Origin of the sequence: Siphonobacter sp. (genome assembly GCF_048595215.1) — a bacterium.
In the GTDB taxonomy this organism is placed as follows: Bacteria; Bacteroidota; Bacteroidia; order Cytophagales; family Spirosomataceae; genus Siphonobacter.
On the sequence record NZ_JBMDWJ010000346.1, the window covers coordinates 1 to 17,041 of the forward strand.

Sequence of the window (17,041 nt, forward strand, 5' to 3'; positions counted from 1 at the left end):
TCACAGAAGTACTCTCCTTCTTGACAAGCCATTGTTAAAAAATCGCGATCATCTTCATCATCTTCAACTACTAAAAAAACAGGCTTTACGGGCATTGAATCGTGGGTTAAAACGAATAGGTATTCGTCAGTCTGTCATACATACGCAAGAAGTAATCTCCTTAGATTGATGGGCTATTTTCAATGAATGGCACTTTGAAAAATTAGCCCATTATACCCCTAAAGCTCTGGACCACTAGCCCTATATCAACAAAAAATCTTGCCAAAATCCTTTTTTCTATGAAAAAAAAAGCTTACCTATGACCAATAATTAAACGATACTGTTTCAGAAAAGGTCTTGGCGGAACTTTTCTGAAACACTGAAGTAAAACTCCTGTCATTGCTGATGGCCAGGAGTTTTTTATGTTATCGCTTCCCTGATCCCGTAAGTTATCTAAAACAGCAACACACGCATCAGCCAGCAGCCGATACGTGTGTAAATAGTCGAAATTGAGCAACACAATTAATTGAGGGTACCCGACTGGTAAAACCCAATGATTTGCTGGCGGAACGCACATTCGTACGTTGCCTGAATGAGACTGGCCCGAGCCCGGTCTAGATTAGTCTTTGCTAGCGTATAATCAAGCACGTTTACCACACCTACCTCCAGTCGTACCTGAGCCGCATGTACGGTCTTTTCGAGTACTTCTACCTGCCGCTGGTGCGTCTGCTGGCGTTCCAACGCATTTCTGTACAGCACAAAGGCTTGTTCAACTTGCTGCCGCATTTGCAGGTGTACCTGTTTTTGCTGGTTGTCCGCCCGTAGCTGCTGGATTTTCGCTTCCTGAATCCGGTACGAAGCCTGATTGGCGTTGAAAATGGGAATGCGTAAAGACAGGCTTACCGACCATACCGGATTGTTGCCCAACTGTTCCAAATACCCCATGTTCTGGGTACTCGTGGCCTGGCTAATGGAACTGAGCTGATAACGTTCATTATTCACCGTTACAAAGGCATTGAGCGGTTCCTCGCGGTACGAATCGCCAGTCACGTATTTCTTGGCCGCCGAAGAGTACGAGGTCCCCAGGGAACTATTCAGCGACAGGGTCGGCATTCGCAGGCCCCGGGCTGCTTCCATACCCTTACGGGCCGATTGAATCCGTAAAGCAGCGGACTTACTTTCGGGTAGAATCGTCAGCGAAGAGCGGTATACCTGCTGCCAGGATTCTACCGGAGCCGCCGTCACTTCCCTGGTGATGGCTTCGAGTTCGTAGTTTTGATCGGCGGGCCAGTTGAGTAGCTGGCTCAAAGCCATCTGGGCCGTACGAACCTCGTTGCGGGCGTTGGTAATCTGTAAGTCATCATTCGCCCGCTGCGATTGCAGGTTGTAGAGATTGGCTTCCGCTACGACCTGAAGTTGTACCTGCCGGGTCATGCGATCGAGTTGTAGTTGCGTGGCTTCAGCCTGCTTCAGAGCTACTTGCAGGAGTTCCTGCGTCACGAGCACTTGTAAATACGCCTGCAGTACCTTTAGGGTAATCATGTTTTTAGCCGCCTGCAAATCGTACTGACCCGCGGATAGATTCAGGGCATTTTGTTTTTGAAGGTTTTGCAGCTGATTGCCGTTGTAAATAGCCCAGCTGGCCGTTATGCCCAGACTATTGGTTCCCAGGTGATCGGTCGTAATACTATTGGTATACGGATCGATGGAACGGCCCAGTGAATAGCCCGGATTAAATACGCCCGATACGGCGGGCATTCGGTCACGTCGGGATTGCTGGTACGTATTGATCGTTGACTCCTGCTGCAATTCAGCGTCTTTGATCTGTAAATTCTCTCTGATGGCCTGCTGAATGCACTCCTGGAGTGAAATACGGGTTTGGCTCAGGCCAGGCGTCAGGCATCCAACGCTCAGCAGAAAGACTGCGACGAGTTTAGGATTGAATCGAAACATGGTGGCTGGCGTTTGTAGGGGTGGATTCCGTACCATTAGCACTCACATTGAGCAGACTTGCCCGATCTAGGGCCGTTTCCGGGGTACTGACCAGATACTGCGAAGCCCAGAGTTTATAGTAGGCCTGGCGGTAGTCGAGCAATTCGGCGTGCGAACCTTCTTCGACCAGCTTGCCTTCTTCGATTACGACAATCTTATCGGCATTCATAATCGTACTTAGGCGGTGAGCGATGATGATGATGGTTTTACCCGCCTGACGCAGCTGTTCAATCGTATGCTGTACGGCTCGTTCGGATACGGAATCGAGCGATGACGTGGCTTCATCCAGAATGATAATCTGGGGATTGCGGTACAGAGCCCGGGCAATCGCCAGCCGCTGTTTCTGACCGCCGGACAGGCTGGCTCCGTTTTCGCCGAGGTAGGTATGAAAGCCATTGGGTAATTTTTCGATGAATTCGGAAATACCCAGCAACTGGCAGAGCCCCAGAATCCGCTGCATATCGGGCTGGTATTCGCCGACGGCAATATTGTCGATGACATTCCCGGCGAATAAATCGACCTGCTGCGGTACCACGCTCACCTGCCGACGTAGGCTCTCATTATGAATGTGCTTGATGTCGTAATCGCCGATGTAGATGGACCCGGTTTGCAGGGGGTAAAGATTCTGTAGCAGCGAGAGCAGGGTCGATTTTCCCGAGCCGCTTTCACCCACCACGGCCGTCACCTTCCCCTTGGGAATCGTCAGGTTCAGATTCTGAAATACCTGCACGCGGGAACCGTAGCGGAAGGACATCTGGCGGAAGGTAATGTCCCCAATCATTTCCGGACGGAGTTCGATTTTATTTTCCGTAGCCTCGCGTTCCAGATCCATGATTTCAAAGAGGCGGTCGGCGGCAATCAGGGCTTCCTGTACCACGCGGTTAGCGGTGATCAGACTACTGGCCGGACCCGTGAAATAGCCAATGAGAGCGTAAAACGAGAGTAGTTCACCGGGAGTAATCGCGTTGTCGATAACAAAGCCCGAACCGACCCATAGTAAAATGATGGTAAACAGCCGCGATACCAGCTCCGAACCGCTGCCCGCCCAGATCGATACAGAAGCCGAGGTATAAATGCTACGGAGCAGTTTGATGAAGCGGGTTTCGGTTTTCACGTTCGAAAAGCCCTCCAGCCCGAAGCGTTTGATGGTCCCTACGGAATTGAGCGATTCCACCAGTTGCGATTCCAGATCGGCGGAATTTTCCATCAGAGTCCGTTGCCCTTTTTTGTTAACCCGGTTTACAACCCAGTAAATCAGGGCGTAAAAAGGAATGACGGCCAGCATAATCAGGGCCAGTTTCCAGTCGTAGGTGAACATCATACCGAAGGAAAACAGGACGATAAATACGTTGACTACCAGCGTCAAAGCGGTGTCATTGATAAACGCCCGGATTTTCACGGCGTCATTTACCCGCGAGATGATCTCCCCTACCCGCATGGTATCGAAAAACTGTTGGGGTAGTTTGAGCAGGTGTTTGTAATAACCCAGAATCAGGTGAGCATCAATCTGCTGACCCGTTTTCAGGGCAAACATGCTTTTCATGGAACCAATGAAGAGTTGCAGTCCCAGAATCAGGATCATGGCCACGCTGAGCAGATTCAACAGATTCCGGTTGCCTTCCACCAGTACGTGATCCACAATTTTCTGCATGTAAATCGACGTGGACAGGCCTAGCACCGTATACACCAACGCTCCAACCAGAGCCTGCATCATTACCGAGCGGTGCGGGCGGACCAGATTCCAGAACCGGCCCGTAATCGATTTTTTATTGTTCCCCGTTTCGAAGCTTTCCCCGGGCAGTAGTAACACCAGTACACCCGTCCATACTTTCTGAAACGCTTCGTGCGTATATTTTTCCATTTTGCCCGGACCGGGATCCATCACGACCACGTGCGTATCGGTCACCTGATAGATGACCACAAAATGGTGTAGTACTTCTTTGACGACAATATGAGCCACCGTTGGCATGGGAATCTTCGAGAGGCTCTCGAACGTACCGCGTACGCCTTTGGCCTGAAAACCCAGTCGCTGGGCGGCTTCAATCATGCCTAGTACGTTGGTCCCTTTCTGATCGGTCGAGGCGTACTGCCGGATGCGGGCAATGGGCATGAGTAATTCATAATGGGCGGCTACTGAAGCCAGGCAGGCGGCACCACAGTCGGTGATGTCATGCTGCTTGATGCGTATTTTCTTACGGGTAAACATTGCTCAATTTCATTAAGGAGGTACACAGGAAGGAGTTGAAATACTTAGCGGGAAGCCAGTCCGGGATTAGTTTTGGGATTTAACCAGTCGTCGGTTTTATCGTAGAGCAGATCAAAAAGGCTGCGTTCAGTGACCACAAAATGAGCCCGCAGGGACATTCCTTTTTTCAGGTATCCTTTGACGCCCTGCCGGAGCGTGAGGTGATTACGGCTGAGTTTACACTTGACGCGGAAGTAGGTTTGCTGGTCAGTAACCGTGATGTCATTGGCGATGTCGGCAATTTCGCCTTCGGCCAGGCCCCACTGGTTGTAGTCGAAAGCATCCACCTGCAGGCGGGCTTTCATCCCTTTTTGCAGCAGGCCAATATCCTTGGGTGAGACGTAGCACTCGGCCAACAGATTGGAATCCGGTGAAATGACTCCCATGACTTCTCCGGCCTGAACGTAACTGCCCACGTACTTGCCTACCAGTTGCCCCACGCTACCCGCCACGGGAGCTTTAATGAGGTACAAATCGCGTTCGCGTTGCAATTGCTGCTGCTGAGCCTGTAGTTCGACCACATCGCGACGATACTGGGCCAGGGCCGTTTGCCAATCGCTCATCTGACGCTCGGTCAGGGTTTGGTACTGAGCCTGAGCGGTCTTTTGGGCAAATTCCTTGTCTTCGAGTTCCTGCTGAGCGATGAGTTTTTCACTGAGTAACTTCTGATTGGTCTGCAATTCGCGTTGGCGTTTGCGAAGGGTTTCGGCCAGCTCCACCTGCTGATACCGAAACTGTTCGTACTGCTGGCGGTACAGCGGAGAACGCAGCGAAAGCGAAGCCGGAGCCTGGGAGAGCGGCGTAGAAACCAGCAGGGTCAGGTCGCGGATGTAGCCATCCTTTTCCTGCTGCTGGAGGCGAATGAGGCGTAATTTACTATCCAGCACGTCCGTTTGCAGGCGAAATAGCGGCTGGCCGACCGTTACGGGCTGGTTTTCCCGAACTAGTACTTCGGTGAGCGTACCCGCGATAAGGGGACGAATTTCATTGCGTTCGGACCGTGGACGTACCACCCCTACACTTTGCACCGATACTTCTGTACGGATGAAGGGTAAACTACCCAGGGCTACGAAAACCGCCGCCAGAATCGTCAGGTAAATGACCTGCCCGCGAGCGGATACTTGGGGTAAGTAGGCTTCAGTCGTATGCTCAATGACTTCAGCCGGATGCAGTTGTTGGCTCATGATTTCGACGTTTAACTTCTTAGGTCAAAGGTCTATCAATCAGCTCGCTAGCTCAACAACGTTTGGTTGTGCTTTATAACGGGAGGCTATAATCAGCAATTCCGTCCGTAGCGGGCTACGGACGGAATGAAGGGCATTTCCGCGGGCGAAAAGCAAAGACCCTACTACTAAGAGCAGGGTCTTGCCTGGCGGCACTACTACTTAGAAACCCAGGCGTAGAGAGCGACACCGGCAATGTATCCGGCGATCAGGGCGGGTACGATACCACCTTCTACTTCCATCAATTCGTTTTGATCCAAGGCTACCAGTTCTGCGTTTTGTAAGGCTACTGCGTTCATGAGATTGAGTGTTTGAATGTGTGTAAATGAGTGAAATATCAGTGATTAATTGGGAAGCCGTTGCCGCTTAGTGCGTAGCGATGTAGTGAGCGACCGTTACACCGATGGCGGCACCAATCAGGAAGGGGATGATTCCACCTTCTACTTCCATTAATTCGTTTTGATCAAGCGTAGTCAGGCCGGCAAATTCGAAATTGTTGTTCATCTGTTTGTTTGGTTGTGTTTAACTGTTTGATTGTAGAACTGTATATAAATCAGAAACTTAGGTAATGCTTACACGGTTGGAATCAGGAAGGCGGCCAGCGGCAGAGCCAGTAGCGGAATCCCCCCTTGTACAGAGGTTAGTTCCTGGGCAGTGAGTTCGGTTACGTTGGGTAAGGTGTTCATTGGTTTGTTTGTTAAACGTGGATGAAAACAGTATATCTATTGGTTTGTAAGGTTTACCAGAAGGCCGACCTTGGCTTTTACTACTCGGACGCTTTGCCAAAGCAAGTACTACGGCATAGGTACGACCAGTCCTACTTTAGAAGGGTGATCCTGTACGGGTTGGCCCTGGCGTAAGTTTCGCATCATCCATAAAATGAGCAGGTCGCCAAAGGCTGCTACGGTGAAGCTGATGCCAAAAGCTAGTATCCAACCGTTACCCAATACTAAAGCCAGTGCGTACGGAAACAAGCCCATGACCAGTAGCGGCATCATAACCACCACGCGGTATTTTTCAACGGGCATGACTACGGTAGGGTGAAAATAGGGCGTCAGGCTTTTCCACTGAATGCCGAATTTGGTCTGGCTCCATTGGATTTTTCCGTAGTAAACGGCCGTAAGGGCATGGATGCCTTCGTGGATTACGGCTCCGACCAACAGTACACCCAGCCAGCCGAACCACACCGAACTGGAGAGTTTCCCGAGGTCGAGCAGACTACCACCCCAGAGGTACTGATAAGGCATCCAGAGTAACAGTACACCCAGCAGACTGGCTCCCAAGCCAAAAATCTGAGCTTTACCGGATGAAATGGTCAATTCCTGATTCATAAGATTCATTGTCATTCATGTCTTACGCAATAGCCTTTCTTCCCAATGAAGTCGGTTTGCGTGGTTTCTCAATTTCAAAGATTTACTACAGCGGGATCACCGCTCCACTCATGTACTTACTCCTCATGAAATCAGCAGGAAGACACTACTTGCTGAAGGCAGTGCCTTCCTGCGATTTTAATTCAGATCACGCTTAGGAAAGAGCGGCGTAGAGAGCCACACCGGCAATGTATCCCAGGATGAGAGCAGGTACGATACCGCCTTCTACTTCCATCAATTCGTTTTGATCCAAGGCTACTAGTTCGGCGTTTTGAAAAGCTACTGCGTTCATGAGATTGAGTGTTTGAATGTGTGTAAATGAGTGAAATATCAGTGATTAATTAGGAAGCTGTTGCCTCTTAGTGCGTAGCGATGTAGTGAGCGACCGTTACGCCGATGGCGGCACCAATCAGGAAGGGGATGATTCCGCCTTCTACTTCCATTAATTCATTTTGATCAAGCGTAGTCAGGCCGGCAAATTCGAAATTGTTGTTCATCTGTTTGTTTGGTTGTGTTTAACTGTTTGATTGTAGAACTGTATATAAATCAGAAACTTAGGTAATACGGACTATTTGATGTAGTGATCGTACACATACATGGCACCGGCACCTAGGGCAACACCTGCCAGGAAAATGGGGATGATTCCACCGTTGAGTTCGGCCAGCTCCTGGCTATTGAGTTCAGTTACATTTGGTAAAGTGTTCATACGTCTGTTTTTTTAGATGATATAGCTAGATTAAATAAAGAATACGTTGCGTTAGAAGGACTAAATCACGTCCCGGTTGATTTCTTTCAAAATCCATGCGGCTACCGTTTCCAGCCAGGAGCTGCCGCCCTGTATCTGGTGGGTTTCTTCGCCGGTGAGTTCGGTGAAGTCTGGTGTTTGCATGAGCCTACAGTTCAGGAAAAGTGGGAGGAATTAACAAGCCCAGTACAGTTCCCGGCAACTGGGGTTTGACGCTTACGCCTCCGTTAACTTTTTGTAGAGTCTCGGGGGAAATTTCGCCCGTTTCTAGGTTAGCCAGTTGGCTCATCAGGTCTTCTTTGGAAGTCGCCGAAGCTTTCAGATCCTTGATCTGTTGAGTGAGGTCTTTTTTCATTGGAGTTTGTTGTTTATACGAGTGGAGGTAACGGATACGGCACCAGAATGGGGCCAATGGGTTTAATGATGGGTGGAAACGTAATGGGCGGCAGAATGATCGGTCCACGAATCGGTCCGATAACGGACAGTCCTCCCTGCGTTTCCAGCAGTTCTTGCGTACTAAGGGGTTGGTTTTCCATTTTTTAGCAGATTACGGTTGCGTTAGGGAGTGCCCACTAGCCTGGGTCTGTTTAATAATGATGCGTCTATAAGAGGCCCGGCACTTCCCCGTTTTACTACTATCTATCTGACTTATGAGCAATATCTATATACGATTAACTATATCTAACGATTCTATCTATACGTATTTATAAACTAGTACAGGGTGATGGGTTGCACGGGCAGCGTATGAATAGGCCCTGGGTATACAATAATCGGACGCTCAATGATGGGACGCGGCAGGGGCGTTTTCAGATACACAATCTCCTGCGGCTCCAGCAAGGGCTTTTGACGGGGTGTAGTCAGGGGTTCTGGTGCCTCATTCGGTTTCTGCACCGTTTGGGCCTGAGGGGCGACCTCTTCCTTCTGGCAGGCGGTAAGCAACCCCGCCACGGCCAAGGCGAACAAATAGTTGATTTTCATCGTGTTATTGTTTTAGACGTTTACTAAATGCGGTAGAGAACTTCTAAGGGATGACTGTAATGGTTGATACAAATTTCTTTACTAAACTATTGATTTACAAAAACTTAACTCTATACTTTATTCGTTTCTGTTATAGGTTTCAGGTACGTGGGATGGCTTGGTTGCCGCTCTGCTTCGTTTCAATTTCCTTGACAAAGGTTGCCGGCTTTCATTACTTTTTCAACAACCCGCTGTTGTACTTTATTCGATTCGGTTATTCAGTGGCAGAGCGTCGAGGCGTTGTTTTTCTACACTTCGGACGACTTCGTTACAGTGTCCACAGGCATCGGCTCCACCCTGGAAATACCAGCGGCAACTCGACCGGATCGCACAGGGTGACAGGGCGGCTTCGGCTTTTTTCTCCAGTGCCTCACGGATGCGTCCGACCAGGCTACAGGCCGAATGTTCGTGATCCCATTGTCCGCAGCCTCCCTGAATACACTTTCCCGAAAATCGGAAGCGGTCCTCGGCGGCTTGCCCGGTGCGGGCTTCGTGCTCGGCGGCTTTTTCAACGAACGTTTTGTCAATCTTAATGGACTCTTCCAGATAGGCTACCTGCCCTTCGGCCGTTACGATTCCGAATAATTCGGCTCCGGGTTTAGCAATGTAGCTCGGACATGATTTGCTCGATTCCATCATCTTTTTGGGTTTGGAACGGGCCGCTGTCCCTTCATTGACGATACAAAGTTGCGGCGGGCCTTCCGGTTTTTCAATAATGCTTCGTTATAGGCTATGCGGGTGGAGAATACTTCATACCGCAGGGCCCGGAACGTGGGTTAGGCAGCCAGACTGGCATTGGTTTGCAGCACTTTCATCAGTAATTCCTGGGTACTCAGGCCGATGAGGTCCATCAACGAAACCTGGTAGATTTCGGAGAGCTTGCCCAGGCACAACAGGGATAATTCCGTACGACCGGATTCTTTTTTTGAATACGCAGCCTGGCTAATGCCCATTTGAAAGGCTACGTATTCCTGCGAGTAACTATAGATTTCCCGTAGCTTCCGAATTTTAAGACTAATCGCACGCGTCGTCAGCAATTCAATGGCAGGTACTGTGTTCGTAGTCGTCATTGTTGAGTTCGTTTAGGTTTGAGTCGTTTGACGAATCGAAATACGCTTAGCCACTCCCGTTTTAAAAACTTTTTAGACCAGTGAAAGAAAGCGTTCGACGAATGAAGAGGGCCGACACATCAATAATTTCCGTGTATATTGCCAGGGCTCAGCTTATGAAACTATGACTGCTCCGCTATCCCCCGTTCGTTGCTTTATTATTGATGATGAATTGCCCGCCCGTCAGCTGATCGAAAAGTTCGTTAGTCGGGTCCCTTTTTTAGAACTGATTGGTACCTGTGATAATGCCGTAGATGCCTTATTTCAGGTACAGCAACTCCAACCCTCGCTTATTTTTCTGGATGTCGAAATGCCGGAAATGACCGGATTTGAGTTTTTACGTCTGCTCCCCACGCCCAAGCCGGAAGTAATCATGGTAACGGCCTTTCCGCATTACGCCGTGGAAGGCTTTGAGCATCAGGTGACAGATTACTTATTAAAGCCCGTATCCTTCGAACGCTTCATGCGGGCCATCAATAAAGCCACGGGGAATCGGTCGTTTTCGCCGGAAGTCCCTACCCCCGCTCCACCAGCGGCGGCCCCCAGTACTGAACCCGCCCCGGAGCATACGGATTTCATCCTGATTAAGGAAGATAAGAAGCTGATCAAGGTCGTACCCGAAGAAATCGTCTTTATTGAAGGCATGAAAGACTACCTGAAAATTCACCTGCCGGGCCGGGTACTCGTCACGCACATGACCATGCTGAAGATCGAAGCCATGCTGCCCGCGGCCCTTTTTCTGCGGGTTAATCGCTCGTACATCGTTCGCAAACGAGCCATTCAGGAAATTGATGGCAACGTCATTACGACGACGGACGGCAAGAAAGTGCCCATCGGCGTCACCTTTCGGGAATCGGTTATGGAAACCTTACGCAAAAACCGTAGCTAGTCTTGACTACCTTCTATCACCGCTATCAAAGCAAGTTGAAAAGCGTGGGTCTGCATTTGCTGGCCTGGCTGTTGCTGTACTTTTTGGATCGGCATTATTTTGCTCCCCGGCTCGTACATGATAATGCCGAAGTCGTTTTCCGGCTCTCGCTGATTACCTGGCTGGTGGATATCAGTGTGTATTACGGGCTGGGCCATTTTGTTTTTCCCCGTTATCTCTATACCCGTCGCATTCCCTATCTGATTGGAGCGATTTTGCTGGTATTTCAGGCCACTTATTTAATTAACTATTACAGTTTCCAGTGGGTACAGCCCTATTCGAATGGTTACGGCCTTGCCGAAGTATCCTACGTAGAAAAAATCTGGCATCAATTTCTTAAGCCCCACGGCCTACTGGGCTGTTTTACGCACTTGCCAACGGCCTTATGGAGTTACTCCTGGTCGCTATTTATTCCTACCGTCATTCTGTTTTTCAAGGGAATTAAAGACATTACTCAATACCGCAACCGAGCTCTACGACTCGAACGGGATAAATACGAGTCCGACCGCAAACAACTTCTACTGGAAAAGAACAATCTGGCTCTGGAGCTGGATTTCCTCCGGTCTCAGATCAACCCGCATTTTCTTTTCAATACGCTCAACAGTCTTTACGTACGGGTGGTGGATCTTGACGATGAAGCCGCTGAAATCGTACTCAAGCTTTCGGACCTGATACGGTATAATCTGTACGAGTCGAACGTTGAACGCATTACCGTTGCGAAGGAACTGGAGTTTATTCAAAACTACCTGCTACTGGAACGGGCCCGCCACGGACAGCGGGTGGAGATCAGCTATACGGAAACTGGTGATTTTCAGCAGCATCAAATTGCCCCTTTGCTCCTGATTTCGCTGGTTGAAAACGCGTTCAAACACGGAGCCAGTAAGACCCGCGATAAAGCCTTTGTTCGAGTAGCCGCTCATCTGGAGGGGTCAACGTTTACCTTTCGGGTAGAAAACAGCGTCAGTTCGCTCTCGAATCCAGCTCCGCAAAAACCCAATTCCGGAGGTGTAGGACTGGTCAATACCCGCAAACGACTCGATCTGCTGTATCCGGGTCAGCACCAACTTTCCCTCAATGCCGGTGAGCAAATGTACACCGCTGAGCTAATCCTTCAGTTGGAACAACAGTCGCCTTCCCCGCTCGACTAATGCATTCGACGATGCCAGCTTTTCATTCGTCGAAGGTTGCGTCGAGTCCGGCTAAATTTCTTGAATTGCCGCAAGCCGTAGTTTTACCTTTGTCATGTCCTCCTCGCCCAGAGAGGTTTACAAACCAACCATTTCGCTCTACCGCTTATGAAAACGCCCTCTACTTCCACTAACCGCTTAGTCCTTAAAAAAGAACGCTTGGTATCCTTACATGCTTCCACGGGAGGACGCTCTGATTTAACGGTTTCCTCACGGCTTTGCGAAATGTTTACCATCACTTACGGTCGCTAATTCATGTTTAACTGCCTCTTACTTCACCGATCGTATCTATCCGATACCCTGCTGGAACATTACATCCGGCGTACGGGCTGTCTGGATTTAACCTGGACCGGCTCGTACTCTAGCGAAGCAGTTCAGGAGATACGATCGGGGAAGTACGATCTGGTTTTTGTCAGCCTTCCCGAACCCCATTCGCTTCTTCCAGAATCCCTGGTTACTACCTTGCGTCACTGCAAGTCACTCATCCTGTCTTCGCTGTACCCCGAGCACCTGTATGCTCACTATCGGCTCGAACGCCTTCATTTTCTTACCGAGCCCTTCCCCGCCCAACAGTTTCAGCAGGCTATTGAAAAATACATTGCATTAGCTGAATCAGGTTATTAATCTTACCTCAGGTTTACAATCAACCAGCAGTGGTTTAGTATTACTTAAAACGTTCATTACCAATGTCTTGACAAGTATTGATTTTTATCAATTTAGTTACAGGCAATCAAAATTTATCCTTGCTCGGTAATGTAGTACAGGGGTCGAAAGCTTACATTTAGCTAACCAACCAGCCCCCTGATATCCAATGCTCCACCCGTTTGGATTTTACCTCCTCCGCCAACCACACTGGTCAATTGACGAACTCCTCCAACTCCAGCAAAATGCCTCTTCCATTCCCCTAGCCGATCAGCTACGATCCTGGTACGCCAGTCCATTGGCCCAACAGGCCTTATGTTTGGCCTCTCCGGCTTTGTACGAGCGATTTCAGCAGTGGTTTGCGGGTAATGAACTACCCGAAGGCGACAAGTTTTTATACGCTCTGTATAAATACGCCATCCGCATGAGTACCCGGTGTACGCCGTACGGGTTATTTGCGGGTTGTTCGGTCGGGCAAATTGCTTCGACTACGCACTGGGAAGGGGTTGATCGGGAGCAGTTGCAAACGCACACCCGTCTGGATGTGGAATGTCTGTTTGCTTTGAAAGACTGGCTCACCCAGCAACCCGTACTCCGTTCGCAGCTTCGCGTGTATCCGTGTACGTCATTGTATACGGTAGGCGATTCGTACCGCTACGTTGAGCCGCTGCGGGTACAACAGCAACGGCAGTATTTTATCAGTGCCGTGGAAAAGAATGAGTTTCTGGAACTGATTTTCGAACAGGCTCGCCAGGGAGCTACGTTACCCGAATTAACGCATGGCCTAAGTGAATTAGGTATCGAACCAGCCGAGGCCGAGGAATATCTGGAAGAATTGCTGAGCAACCACTTACTGGTGTTTGAAATTGAGCCTACGCTGACGGGTACGGATTACTTAAACTATCTGATCGAACGGTTGCAAACGCTTGCTAGTACGCAACCCTTGGTCGCTATTTTGAGCCAGCTTCAGAGCCTACTACGGTCCAACAGGGATCTCCGCCTGACGTATGAGGCAACCCGCTGCTGGCTCGAGCAGTATGACCAGGCCACTTCCAAACCCGACATCATTCAGGTAGATGCTTTTCATTCACTAGCGTTTAATCAGCTACAGGCTTCGGTGGTGGAGAAAATTACGAAGCAACTTTCCCGGCTGATGGTCTTGCATCGGCCCTATAAAAACCCGGAACTGGAAGCCTTTAAACGTCGCTTTTACAATCGCTACGAAGATGAAGAAGTACCGCTGGCCTTGGCCCTGGATCACGAAATTGGCGTAGGATACGGTCAGCAGTCGCCTTTAGGCATGGGGTACGCCCCGATGGTGGATGATCTGTCATTGCCCAGCGTAACCCCCGAAGACACGGAAGCCCGGCCCAGTTGGTGGCAGGATTTTCTGTTGGAAAAGTTCAGTCATTGCCTTAGTACGCATCAACGGGAAATTCAACTCAGCAACGACGATCTGGCCTGGATTGGTCAGCATCAGCTTCCTTCCCCACGCATGGCTCATAGCTTTTACGTGTTGGGTAGTCTGCTTGCCGCGTCAGAACAAGCCCTGGATCAGGGAGATTTTCAGTTCAGCATGGCGGCCTGTAGCGGCCCTTCTGCGGTGAATTTGCTGAGTCGGTTTTGTGAAGCAAGTGCAACCCTGACGGAGCAGGTACGGGCGTGTGTGGCCGAGGAAGAGCGTTTTCACGCCGATGTCATTTTCGCCGAAATCGTCTACTGCCCCGACTCCAGAGCCGGTAATATCCTGACCAGACCTGCTTTGCACACGTACGAGATCCCGTACATGGGCCAATCATCGGTGGACCCCGCCTATCAGATTCCGCTGGAAGATTTGCGGGTATCGCTGCAAAATCAGCAGGTGATTTTACGCTCGCAGCGGCTTAACAAACGCGTTATTCCCCGGCTTTCGAATGCTCATAATTACCAAAATAGCCTGCCGCTGTACCGTTTCTTGTGCGATTTACAGTCGCAGGATACGCCTTTTCTCTTGCACTGGGACTGGAGTCTGTTGAAGAAACAGGCCTTTTTACCACGAGTTAGCTACGAAAACATCATCATCAGCCGAGCCCGGTGGGCTTTACGCAGCGAAGAGTGTGCGTCAGCCAATCAACTACTCAGCGTGCTAAAGCAGAAAGGCTTACCGGATTTTTTTGTACTGGCTTCGGGGGATAATGAATTGCTGATCAACGCCCAGGATTCTCCGTCCCTACAGCTACTCTGGCTGGAATTACGCAAACAGGGTACGCTTCAGTTGCTGGAATTTCTGTCCACGCCCGAGCAGTGCCCGGTCTCGGCTGGGGGCCTTCGGTTTACGCACGAGCTTATTCTGCCTTTTTACAATACGGCGGTATCGCCCATTCCGGGGCTGTCGCACAAGCCTTCCGAAGTACCGCAGCGTCGCTTTTCGATTGGCAGCGAATGGCTGTACCTGAAGGTGTACATCGGCGAGAAGTCTTCGGACTTAATCTTGATCCAAAGCCTGTATCCGGTGATACGCCAGCTTTTAGGTAATCACATCATCCGTCAGTTTTTCTTTGTTCGCTACAAAGATCCCGATCCGCACCTGCGGCTCCGGTTTCTGGGAAATCCGCACCTGGAGTTCTATCACCACGTCATCCGAGCCATTGAGCAGGTACTGCGACCCCACGTACAGACGGGACTAGTGCACCGCATTCAGACGGATACGTATCAGCGGGAACTGGAACGCTACGGGATGCAGCATATGGAACATTGCGAAACAATCTTCCATTACGACAGCCTAACGACCCTTTCCTTTCTGGAAGAAGTCGGCATTGCCGCCGATGAAAGCCTACGGTTCGTGTTTACCACCCGACAGATCGATCAGTTACTGGCTGAAGCGGGCTTGAGTCTTGCCGAACGGCACGAACTCATGAGCCATCTGAATAGCCAGTTTTTTCAGGAATTCAGTGGAAATCCAACGTTACGCAAACAGCTGAATGACAAATACCGACTGTACCGGCCTTTGATTGAACAACAGCTGAATGCACCCCGCGAGTCGGTTCCTTCCGGTTTGACGGACGTGTTGAATCACCTGAGTAGTTCGTTTGCGGGAAAGGAACAACGGTATCACCTACTGGCGAGCTTAATTCACATGATGATCAACCGCATTTTCCCAACCAAGCAGCGGGCCTACGAATTGATTGTGTACGCTTCCCTGACCAAGTATTACGACTCGGCCCGGGCCAAACAGCGAATGGTACCGACCCTCGACTAGTCGAGGGATTCATCGGGTAGGTACTCAAAGGTTCGGAACAGATCGGTGGCGGAAACCATCCAGTTGTCGTCGTAACCGATTTCTTCGTCGTCCCATTGATCCAGGCCCAGGGAATGATGCAGGAGTACTTGTTCTTTGTTTTTCATGATCGTTTGGTCAGTGTTTACTCAACAAAAGTGAGTGGTAATGAACAGTGGATCAATAACGTACGGGAATGCTTTATGCGAATTTTGCCGATCTCAAACGAGTCTTCGTTTGACCTAACCCTTTACTAGTGAGGTCTTTCGTACCACAGATACGGCTAGTATTTTAGTCCATAGACCTTCCATGTCGAGCATCGCATGTCGGCACGCCCACTGCTCCTTTCATCCTGCTCTAGGCCACCGTATTACGGATGAAACCATTCCATGGTGGCCGCCATGGAATGCGATAGGAAGGGATGCGGGTTTACGCCGTCTATGAAGGTTTTTACTTGTATTTTAACTACTATCCACTATTAACTAGCCGACATCAACTATTACTGGAAGAACAAACCCCTCCCGCCCGTGAGCAACGGAGTAACCTGCCTCGCGGGCAATACGGTGGCCTTGAGCTAAGCTAGGCAGTTAAGGAGAGGTTCACGGGCTACCAAACAGCCAACAAGGAGGGCTAAACTCCGTTTAGGTGAATAACGGACCTCTAAAAGAGCAAACCTTCTATACTGCTATAGAAGTAAGTATAAGCCACTAGCCCCCACTGCCATCGGCACCAAACTCAGTTTATACACCTAACAAAAGACATTAACACAAAAACCCAGAGCCTAAACAGACTCTGGGCCAACCATGTCAAAAACAATCGGACTATCGGTACGGGTAGATAGTCTGAATATACCCCTTTTCATCATGGAGCAGCGGAGTCACTTTTATACTCCGTAAATGCGTCACCCCTTTGGATAAACTGGAATCATGGTAAAACAAATACCATTGCCCCTCAAATGCACAGATGGAGTGATGGGACGTCCAGCCGACTACGGGTTCCAGAATTCTTCCTGCGTAGGTAAAAGGTCCGTACGGACTATCTCCGATGGCGTAGCAGATGTAATGCGTATCGCCAGTAGAATACGAGAAGTAATATTTGCCCTGATATTTATGCACCCAACTCGCCTCAAAAAAGCGGCGGTCGTTATCTCCGGCCGTCAGTACTTCGCCGTTTTCATCCGTCAGTACAATCTCTCTGACCTCTTCGGCAAAAGACAGCATATCCTCCGTCAGCCGGGCGACCCGAGGCCCCAGAGCGGGTTCATCACCGACCGGCTCCTGGTGGGCGGCATCGAAGGTATTATTCCGATACGACTGAAGTTGTCCACCCCACAAACCGCCGAAGTATA

General features: G+C 49.9%; 20 protein-coding genes and 1 pseudogene. 4 read left to right on the forward strand and 17 right to left on the reverse strand.

Annotation, left to right across the window (positions count from 1 at the left end):
- Window positions 1–501: 501 nt before the first annotated feature.
- The 15 genes from ACOJTG_RS21475 to ACOJTG_RS21545 all read right to left on the reverse strand — a co-directional run bounded on the left by ACOJTG_RS21475 (window position 502) and on the right by ACOJTG_RS21545 (window position 9,641).
- Window positions 502–1,932, reverse strand: a complete 1,431-nt coding sequence (locus ACOJTG_RS21475; RefSeq protein WP_420155688.1) for a TolC family protein — start codon at window positions 1,930–1,932, stop codon at window positions 502–504.
- Window positions 1,913–4,177, reverse strand: a complete 2,265-nt coding sequence (locus ACOJTG_RS21480; RefSeq protein WP_420155689.1) for a peptidase domain-containing ABC transporter — start codon at window positions 4,175–4,177, stop codon at window positions 1,913–1,915. The genes ACOJTG_RS21475 and ACOJTG_RS21480 overlap by 20 nt, the downstream gene beginning before the upstream one ends.
- Window positions 4,178–4,221: 44 nt before the next feature.
- Entirely contained in the window at window positions 4,222–5,400 is a 1,179-nt protein-coding gene (locus tag ACOJTG_RS21485; RefSeq protein WP_420155690.1) for an HlyD family secretion protein, read from the reverse strand.
- A gap of 197 nt (window positions 5,401–5,597) precedes the next feature.
- On the reverse strand, window positions 5,598–5,738 hold the full coding sequence (locus ACOJTG_RS21490; protein WP_102202991.1) for a class IIb bacteriocin, lactobin A/cerein 7B family: 141 nt from the start codon (window positions 5,736–5,738) through the stop codon (window positions 5,598–5,600).
- Between the two features lie 67 nt (window positions 5,739–5,805).
- Window positions 5,806–5,943, reverse strand: a complete 138-nt coding sequence (locus ACOJTG_RS21495) for a class IIb bacteriocin, lactobin A/cerein 7B family (RefSeq protein ID WP_104715419.1) — start codon at window positions 5,941–5,943, stop codon at window positions 5,806–5,808.
- Window positions 5,944–6,233: 290 nt separating this feature from the next.
- A complete protein-coding gene (locus tag ACOJTG_RS21500; protein WP_420155691.1) occupies window positions 6,234–6,770 on the reverse strand; it encodes a DUF3267 domain-containing protein in 537 nt (178 codons plus the stop codon).
- A gap of 193 nt (window positions 6,771–6,963) precedes the next feature.
- Window positions 6,964–7,101: a class IIb bacteriocin, lactobin A/cerein 7B family gene (locus ACOJTG_RS21505; RefSeq protein WP_104715421.1), complete on the reverse strand. Its 138-nt coding sequence runs from the start codon at window positions 7,099–7,101 to the stop codon at window positions 6,964–6,966.
- A gap of 67 nt (window positions 7,102–7,168) precedes the next feature.
- Window positions 7,169–7,306: a class IIb bacteriocin, lactobin A/cerein 7B family gene (locus ACOJTG_RS21510; protein ID WP_104715419.1), complete on the reverse strand. Its 138-nt coding sequence runs from the start codon at window positions 7,304–7,306 to the stop codon at window positions 7,169–7,171.
- A 71-nt stretch (window positions 7,307–7,377) separates the two neighbouring features.
- The gene (locus ACOJTG_RS21515) at window positions 7,378–7,515 is read right to left on the reverse strand and encodes a class IIb bacteriocin, lactobin A/cerein 7B family (RefSeq protein ID WP_104715422.1); all 138 of its coding nucleotides are present in this window, start codon (window positions 7,513–7,515) and stop codon (window positions 7,378–7,380) included.
- A gap of 60 nt (window positions 7,516–7,575) precedes the next feature.
- On the reverse strand, window positions 7,576–7,698 hold the full coding sequence (locus tag ACOJTG_RS21520; RefSeq protein WP_420155692.1) for a ComC/BlpC family leader-containing pheromone/bacteriocin: 123 nt from the start codon (window positions 7,696–7,698) through the stop codon (window positions 7,576–7,578).
- A gap of 4 nt (window positions 7,699–7,702) precedes the next feature.
- Window positions 7,703–7,909 (reverse strand): hypothetical protein, encoded by a 207-nt coding sequence (locus ACOJTG_RS21525; RefSeq protein WP_104715423.1) that lies wholly within the window; start codon window positions 7,907–7,909, stop codon window positions 7,703–7,705.
- Window positions 7,910–7,922: 13 nt separating this feature from the next.
- The gene (locus ACOJTG_RS21530; protein WP_158242824.1) at window positions 7,923–8,090 is read right to left on the reverse strand and encodes a hypothetical protein; all 168 of its coding nucleotides are present in this window, start codon (window positions 8,088–8,090) and stop codon (window positions 7,923–7,925) included.
- Window positions 8,091–8,265: 175 nt separating this feature from the next.
- Entirely contained in the window at window positions 8,266–8,532 is a 267-nt protein-coding gene (locus ACOJTG_RS21535) for a hypothetical protein (protein ID WP_420155693.1), read from the reverse strand.
- A gap of 240 nt (window positions 8,533–8,772) precedes the next feature.
- The gene (locus ACOJTG_RS21540; RefSeq protein ID WP_420155694.1) at window positions 8,773–9,210 is read right to left on the reverse strand and encodes a hypothetical protein; all 438 of its coding nucleotides are present in this window, start codon (window positions 9,208–9,210) and stop codon (window positions 8,773–8,775) included.
- A 137-nt stretch (window positions 9,211–9,347) separates the two neighbouring features.
- Entirely contained in the window at window positions 9,348–9,641 is a 294-nt protein-coding gene (locus ACOJTG_RS21545; protein ID WP_094812891.1) for a helix-turn-helix domain-containing protein, read from the reverse strand.
- Between the two features lie 163 nt (window positions 9,642–9,804).
- On the opposite strand from ACOJTG_RS21545, the gene ACOJTG_RS21550 reads away from it, so the two are divergent.
- The 4 genes from ACOJTG_RS21550 to ACOJTG_RS21565 all read left to right on the forward strand — a co-directional run bounded on the left by ACOJTG_RS21550 (window position 9,805) and on the right by ACOJTG_RS21565 (window position 15,675).
- Window positions 9,805–10,569: a LytR/AlgR family response regulator transcription factor gene (locus ACOJTG_RS21550; RefSeq protein WP_420155695.1), complete on the forward strand. Its 765-nt coding sequence runs from the start codon at window positions 9,805–9,807 to the stop codon at window positions 10,567–10,569.
- A gap of 2 nt (window positions 10,570–10,571) precedes the next feature.
- Window positions 10,572–11,756: a sensor histidine kinase gene (locus ACOJTG_RS21555; RefSeq protein ID WP_420155696.1), complete on the forward strand. Its 1,185-nt coding sequence runs from the start codon at window positions 10,572–10,574 to the stop codon at window positions 11,754–11,756.
- Between the two features lie 294 nt (window positions 11,757–12,050).
- Complete coding sequence (locus ACOJTG_RS21560; RefSeq protein ID WP_420155697.1) at window positions 12,051–12,419, forward strand: hypothetical protein; 369 nt, start codon at window positions 12,051–12,053, stop codon at window positions 12,417–12,419.
- Window positions 12,420–12,606: 187 nt separating this feature from the next.
- Window positions 12,607–15,675 (forward strand): lantibiotic dehydratase, encoded by a 3,069-nt coding sequence (locus ACOJTG_RS21565; protein WP_420155698.1) that lies wholly within the window; start codon window positions 12,607–12,609, stop codon window positions 15,673–15,675.
- Here the strand turns inward: ACOJTG_RS21565 and ACOJTG_RS21570 are convergent.
- Both ACOJTG_RS21570 and ACOJTG_RS21575 read right to left on the reverse strand, forming a co-directional pair.
- The gene (locus tag ACOJTG_RS21570; RefSeq protein ID WP_158242825.1) at window positions 15,672–15,821 is read right to left on the reverse strand and encodes a hypothetical protein; all 150 of its coding nucleotides are present in this window, start codon (window positions 15,819–15,821) and stop codon (window positions 15,672–15,674) included. The genes ACOJTG_RS21565 and ACOJTG_RS21570 overlap by 4 nt on opposite strands.
- A gap of 693 nt (window positions 15,822–16,514) precedes the next feature.
- Window positions 16,515–17,041 (reverse strand): annotated as a pseudogene (locus ACOJTG_RS21575) (alpha-N-arabinofuranosidase); the annotation flags it as partial.

Excerpts from the sequence above, each read along its gene's own strand:
- ACOJTG_RS21540 (WP_420155694.1), bottom strand. The coding sequence starts at position 9,210 with ATGATGGAATCGAGCAAATCATGTCCGAGCTACATTGCTAAACCCGGA.
- ACOJTG_RS21565 (WP_420155698.1), top strand. The coding sequence starts at position 12,607 with ATGCTCCACCCGTTTGGATTTTACCTCCTCCGCCAACCACACTGGTCA.
- ACOJTG_RS21505 (WP_104715421.1), bottom strand. The coding sequence starts at position 7,101 with ATGAACGCAGTAGCTTTTCAAAACGCCGAACTAGTAGCCTTGGATCAA.
- ACOJTG_RS21490 (WP_102202991.1), bottom strand. The coding sequence starts at position 5,738 with ATGAACGCAGTAGCCTTACAAAACGCAGAACTGGTAGCCTTGGATCAA.
- ACOJTG_RS21480 (WP_420155689.1), bottom strand. The coding sequence starts at position 4,177 with ATGTTTACCCGTAAGAAAATACGCATCAAGCAGCATGACATCACCGAC.
- ACOJTG_RS21570 (WP_158242825.1), bottom strand. The coding sequence starts at position 15,821 with ATGAAAAACAAAGAACAAGTACTCCTGCATCATTCCCTGGGCCTGGAT.
- ACOJTG_RS21515 (WP_104715422.1), bottom strand. The coding sequence starts at position 7,515 with ATGAACACTTTACCAAATGTAACTGAACTCAATAGCCAGGAGCTGGCC.
- ACOJTG_RS21530 (WP_158242824.1), bottom strand. The coding sequence starts at position 8,090 with ATGGAAAACCAACCCCTTAGTACGCAAGAACTGCTGGAAACGCAGGGA.
- ACOJTG_RS21545 (WP_094812891.1), bottom strand. The coding sequence starts at position 9,641 with ATGACGACTACGAACACAGTACCTGCCATTGAATTGCTGACGACGCGT.
- ACOJTG_RS21510 (WP_104715419.1), bottom strand. The coding sequence starts at position 7,306 with ATGAACAACAATTTCGAATTTGCCGGCCTGACTACGCTTGATCAAAAT.
- ACOJTG_RS21560 (WP_420155697.1), top strand. The coding sequence starts at position 12,051 with ATGTTTAACTGCCTCTTACTTCACCGATCGTATCTATCCGATACCCTG.
- ACOJTG_RS21550 (WP_420155695.1), top strand. The coding sequence starts at position 9,805 with ATGACTGCTCCGCTATCCCCCGTTCGTTGCTTTATTATTGATGATGAA.
- ACOJTG_RS21475 (WP_420155688.1), bottom strand. The coding sequence starts at position 1,932 with ATGTTTCGATTCAATCCTAAACTCGTCGCAGTCTTTCTGCTGAGCGTT.
- ACOJTG_RS21525 (WP_104715423.1), bottom strand. The coding sequence starts at position 7,909 with ATGAAAAAAGACCTCACTCAACAGATCAAGGATCTGAAAGCTTCGGCG.
- ACOJTG_RS21485 (WP_420155690.1), bottom strand. The coding sequence starts at position 5,400 with ATGAGCCAACAACTGCATCCGGCTGAAGTCATTGAGCATACGACTGAA.
- ACOJTG_RS21500 (WP_420155691.1), bottom strand. The coding sequence starts at position 6,770 with ATGAATCAGGAATTGACCATTTCATCCGGTAAAGCTCAGATTTTTGGC.
- ACOJTG_RS21495 (WP_104715419.1), bottom strand. The coding sequence starts at position 5,943 with ATGAACAACAATTTCGAATTTGCCGGCCTGACTACGCTTGATCAAAAC.
- ACOJTG_RS21535 (WP_420155693.1), bottom strand. The coding sequence starts at position 8,532 with ATGAAAATCAACTATTTGTTCGCCTTGGCCGTGGCGGGGTTGCTTACC.
- ACOJTG_RS21520 (WP_420155692.1), bottom strand. The coding sequence starts at position 7,698 with ATGCAAACACCAGACTTCACCGAACTCACCGGCGAAGAAACCCACCAG.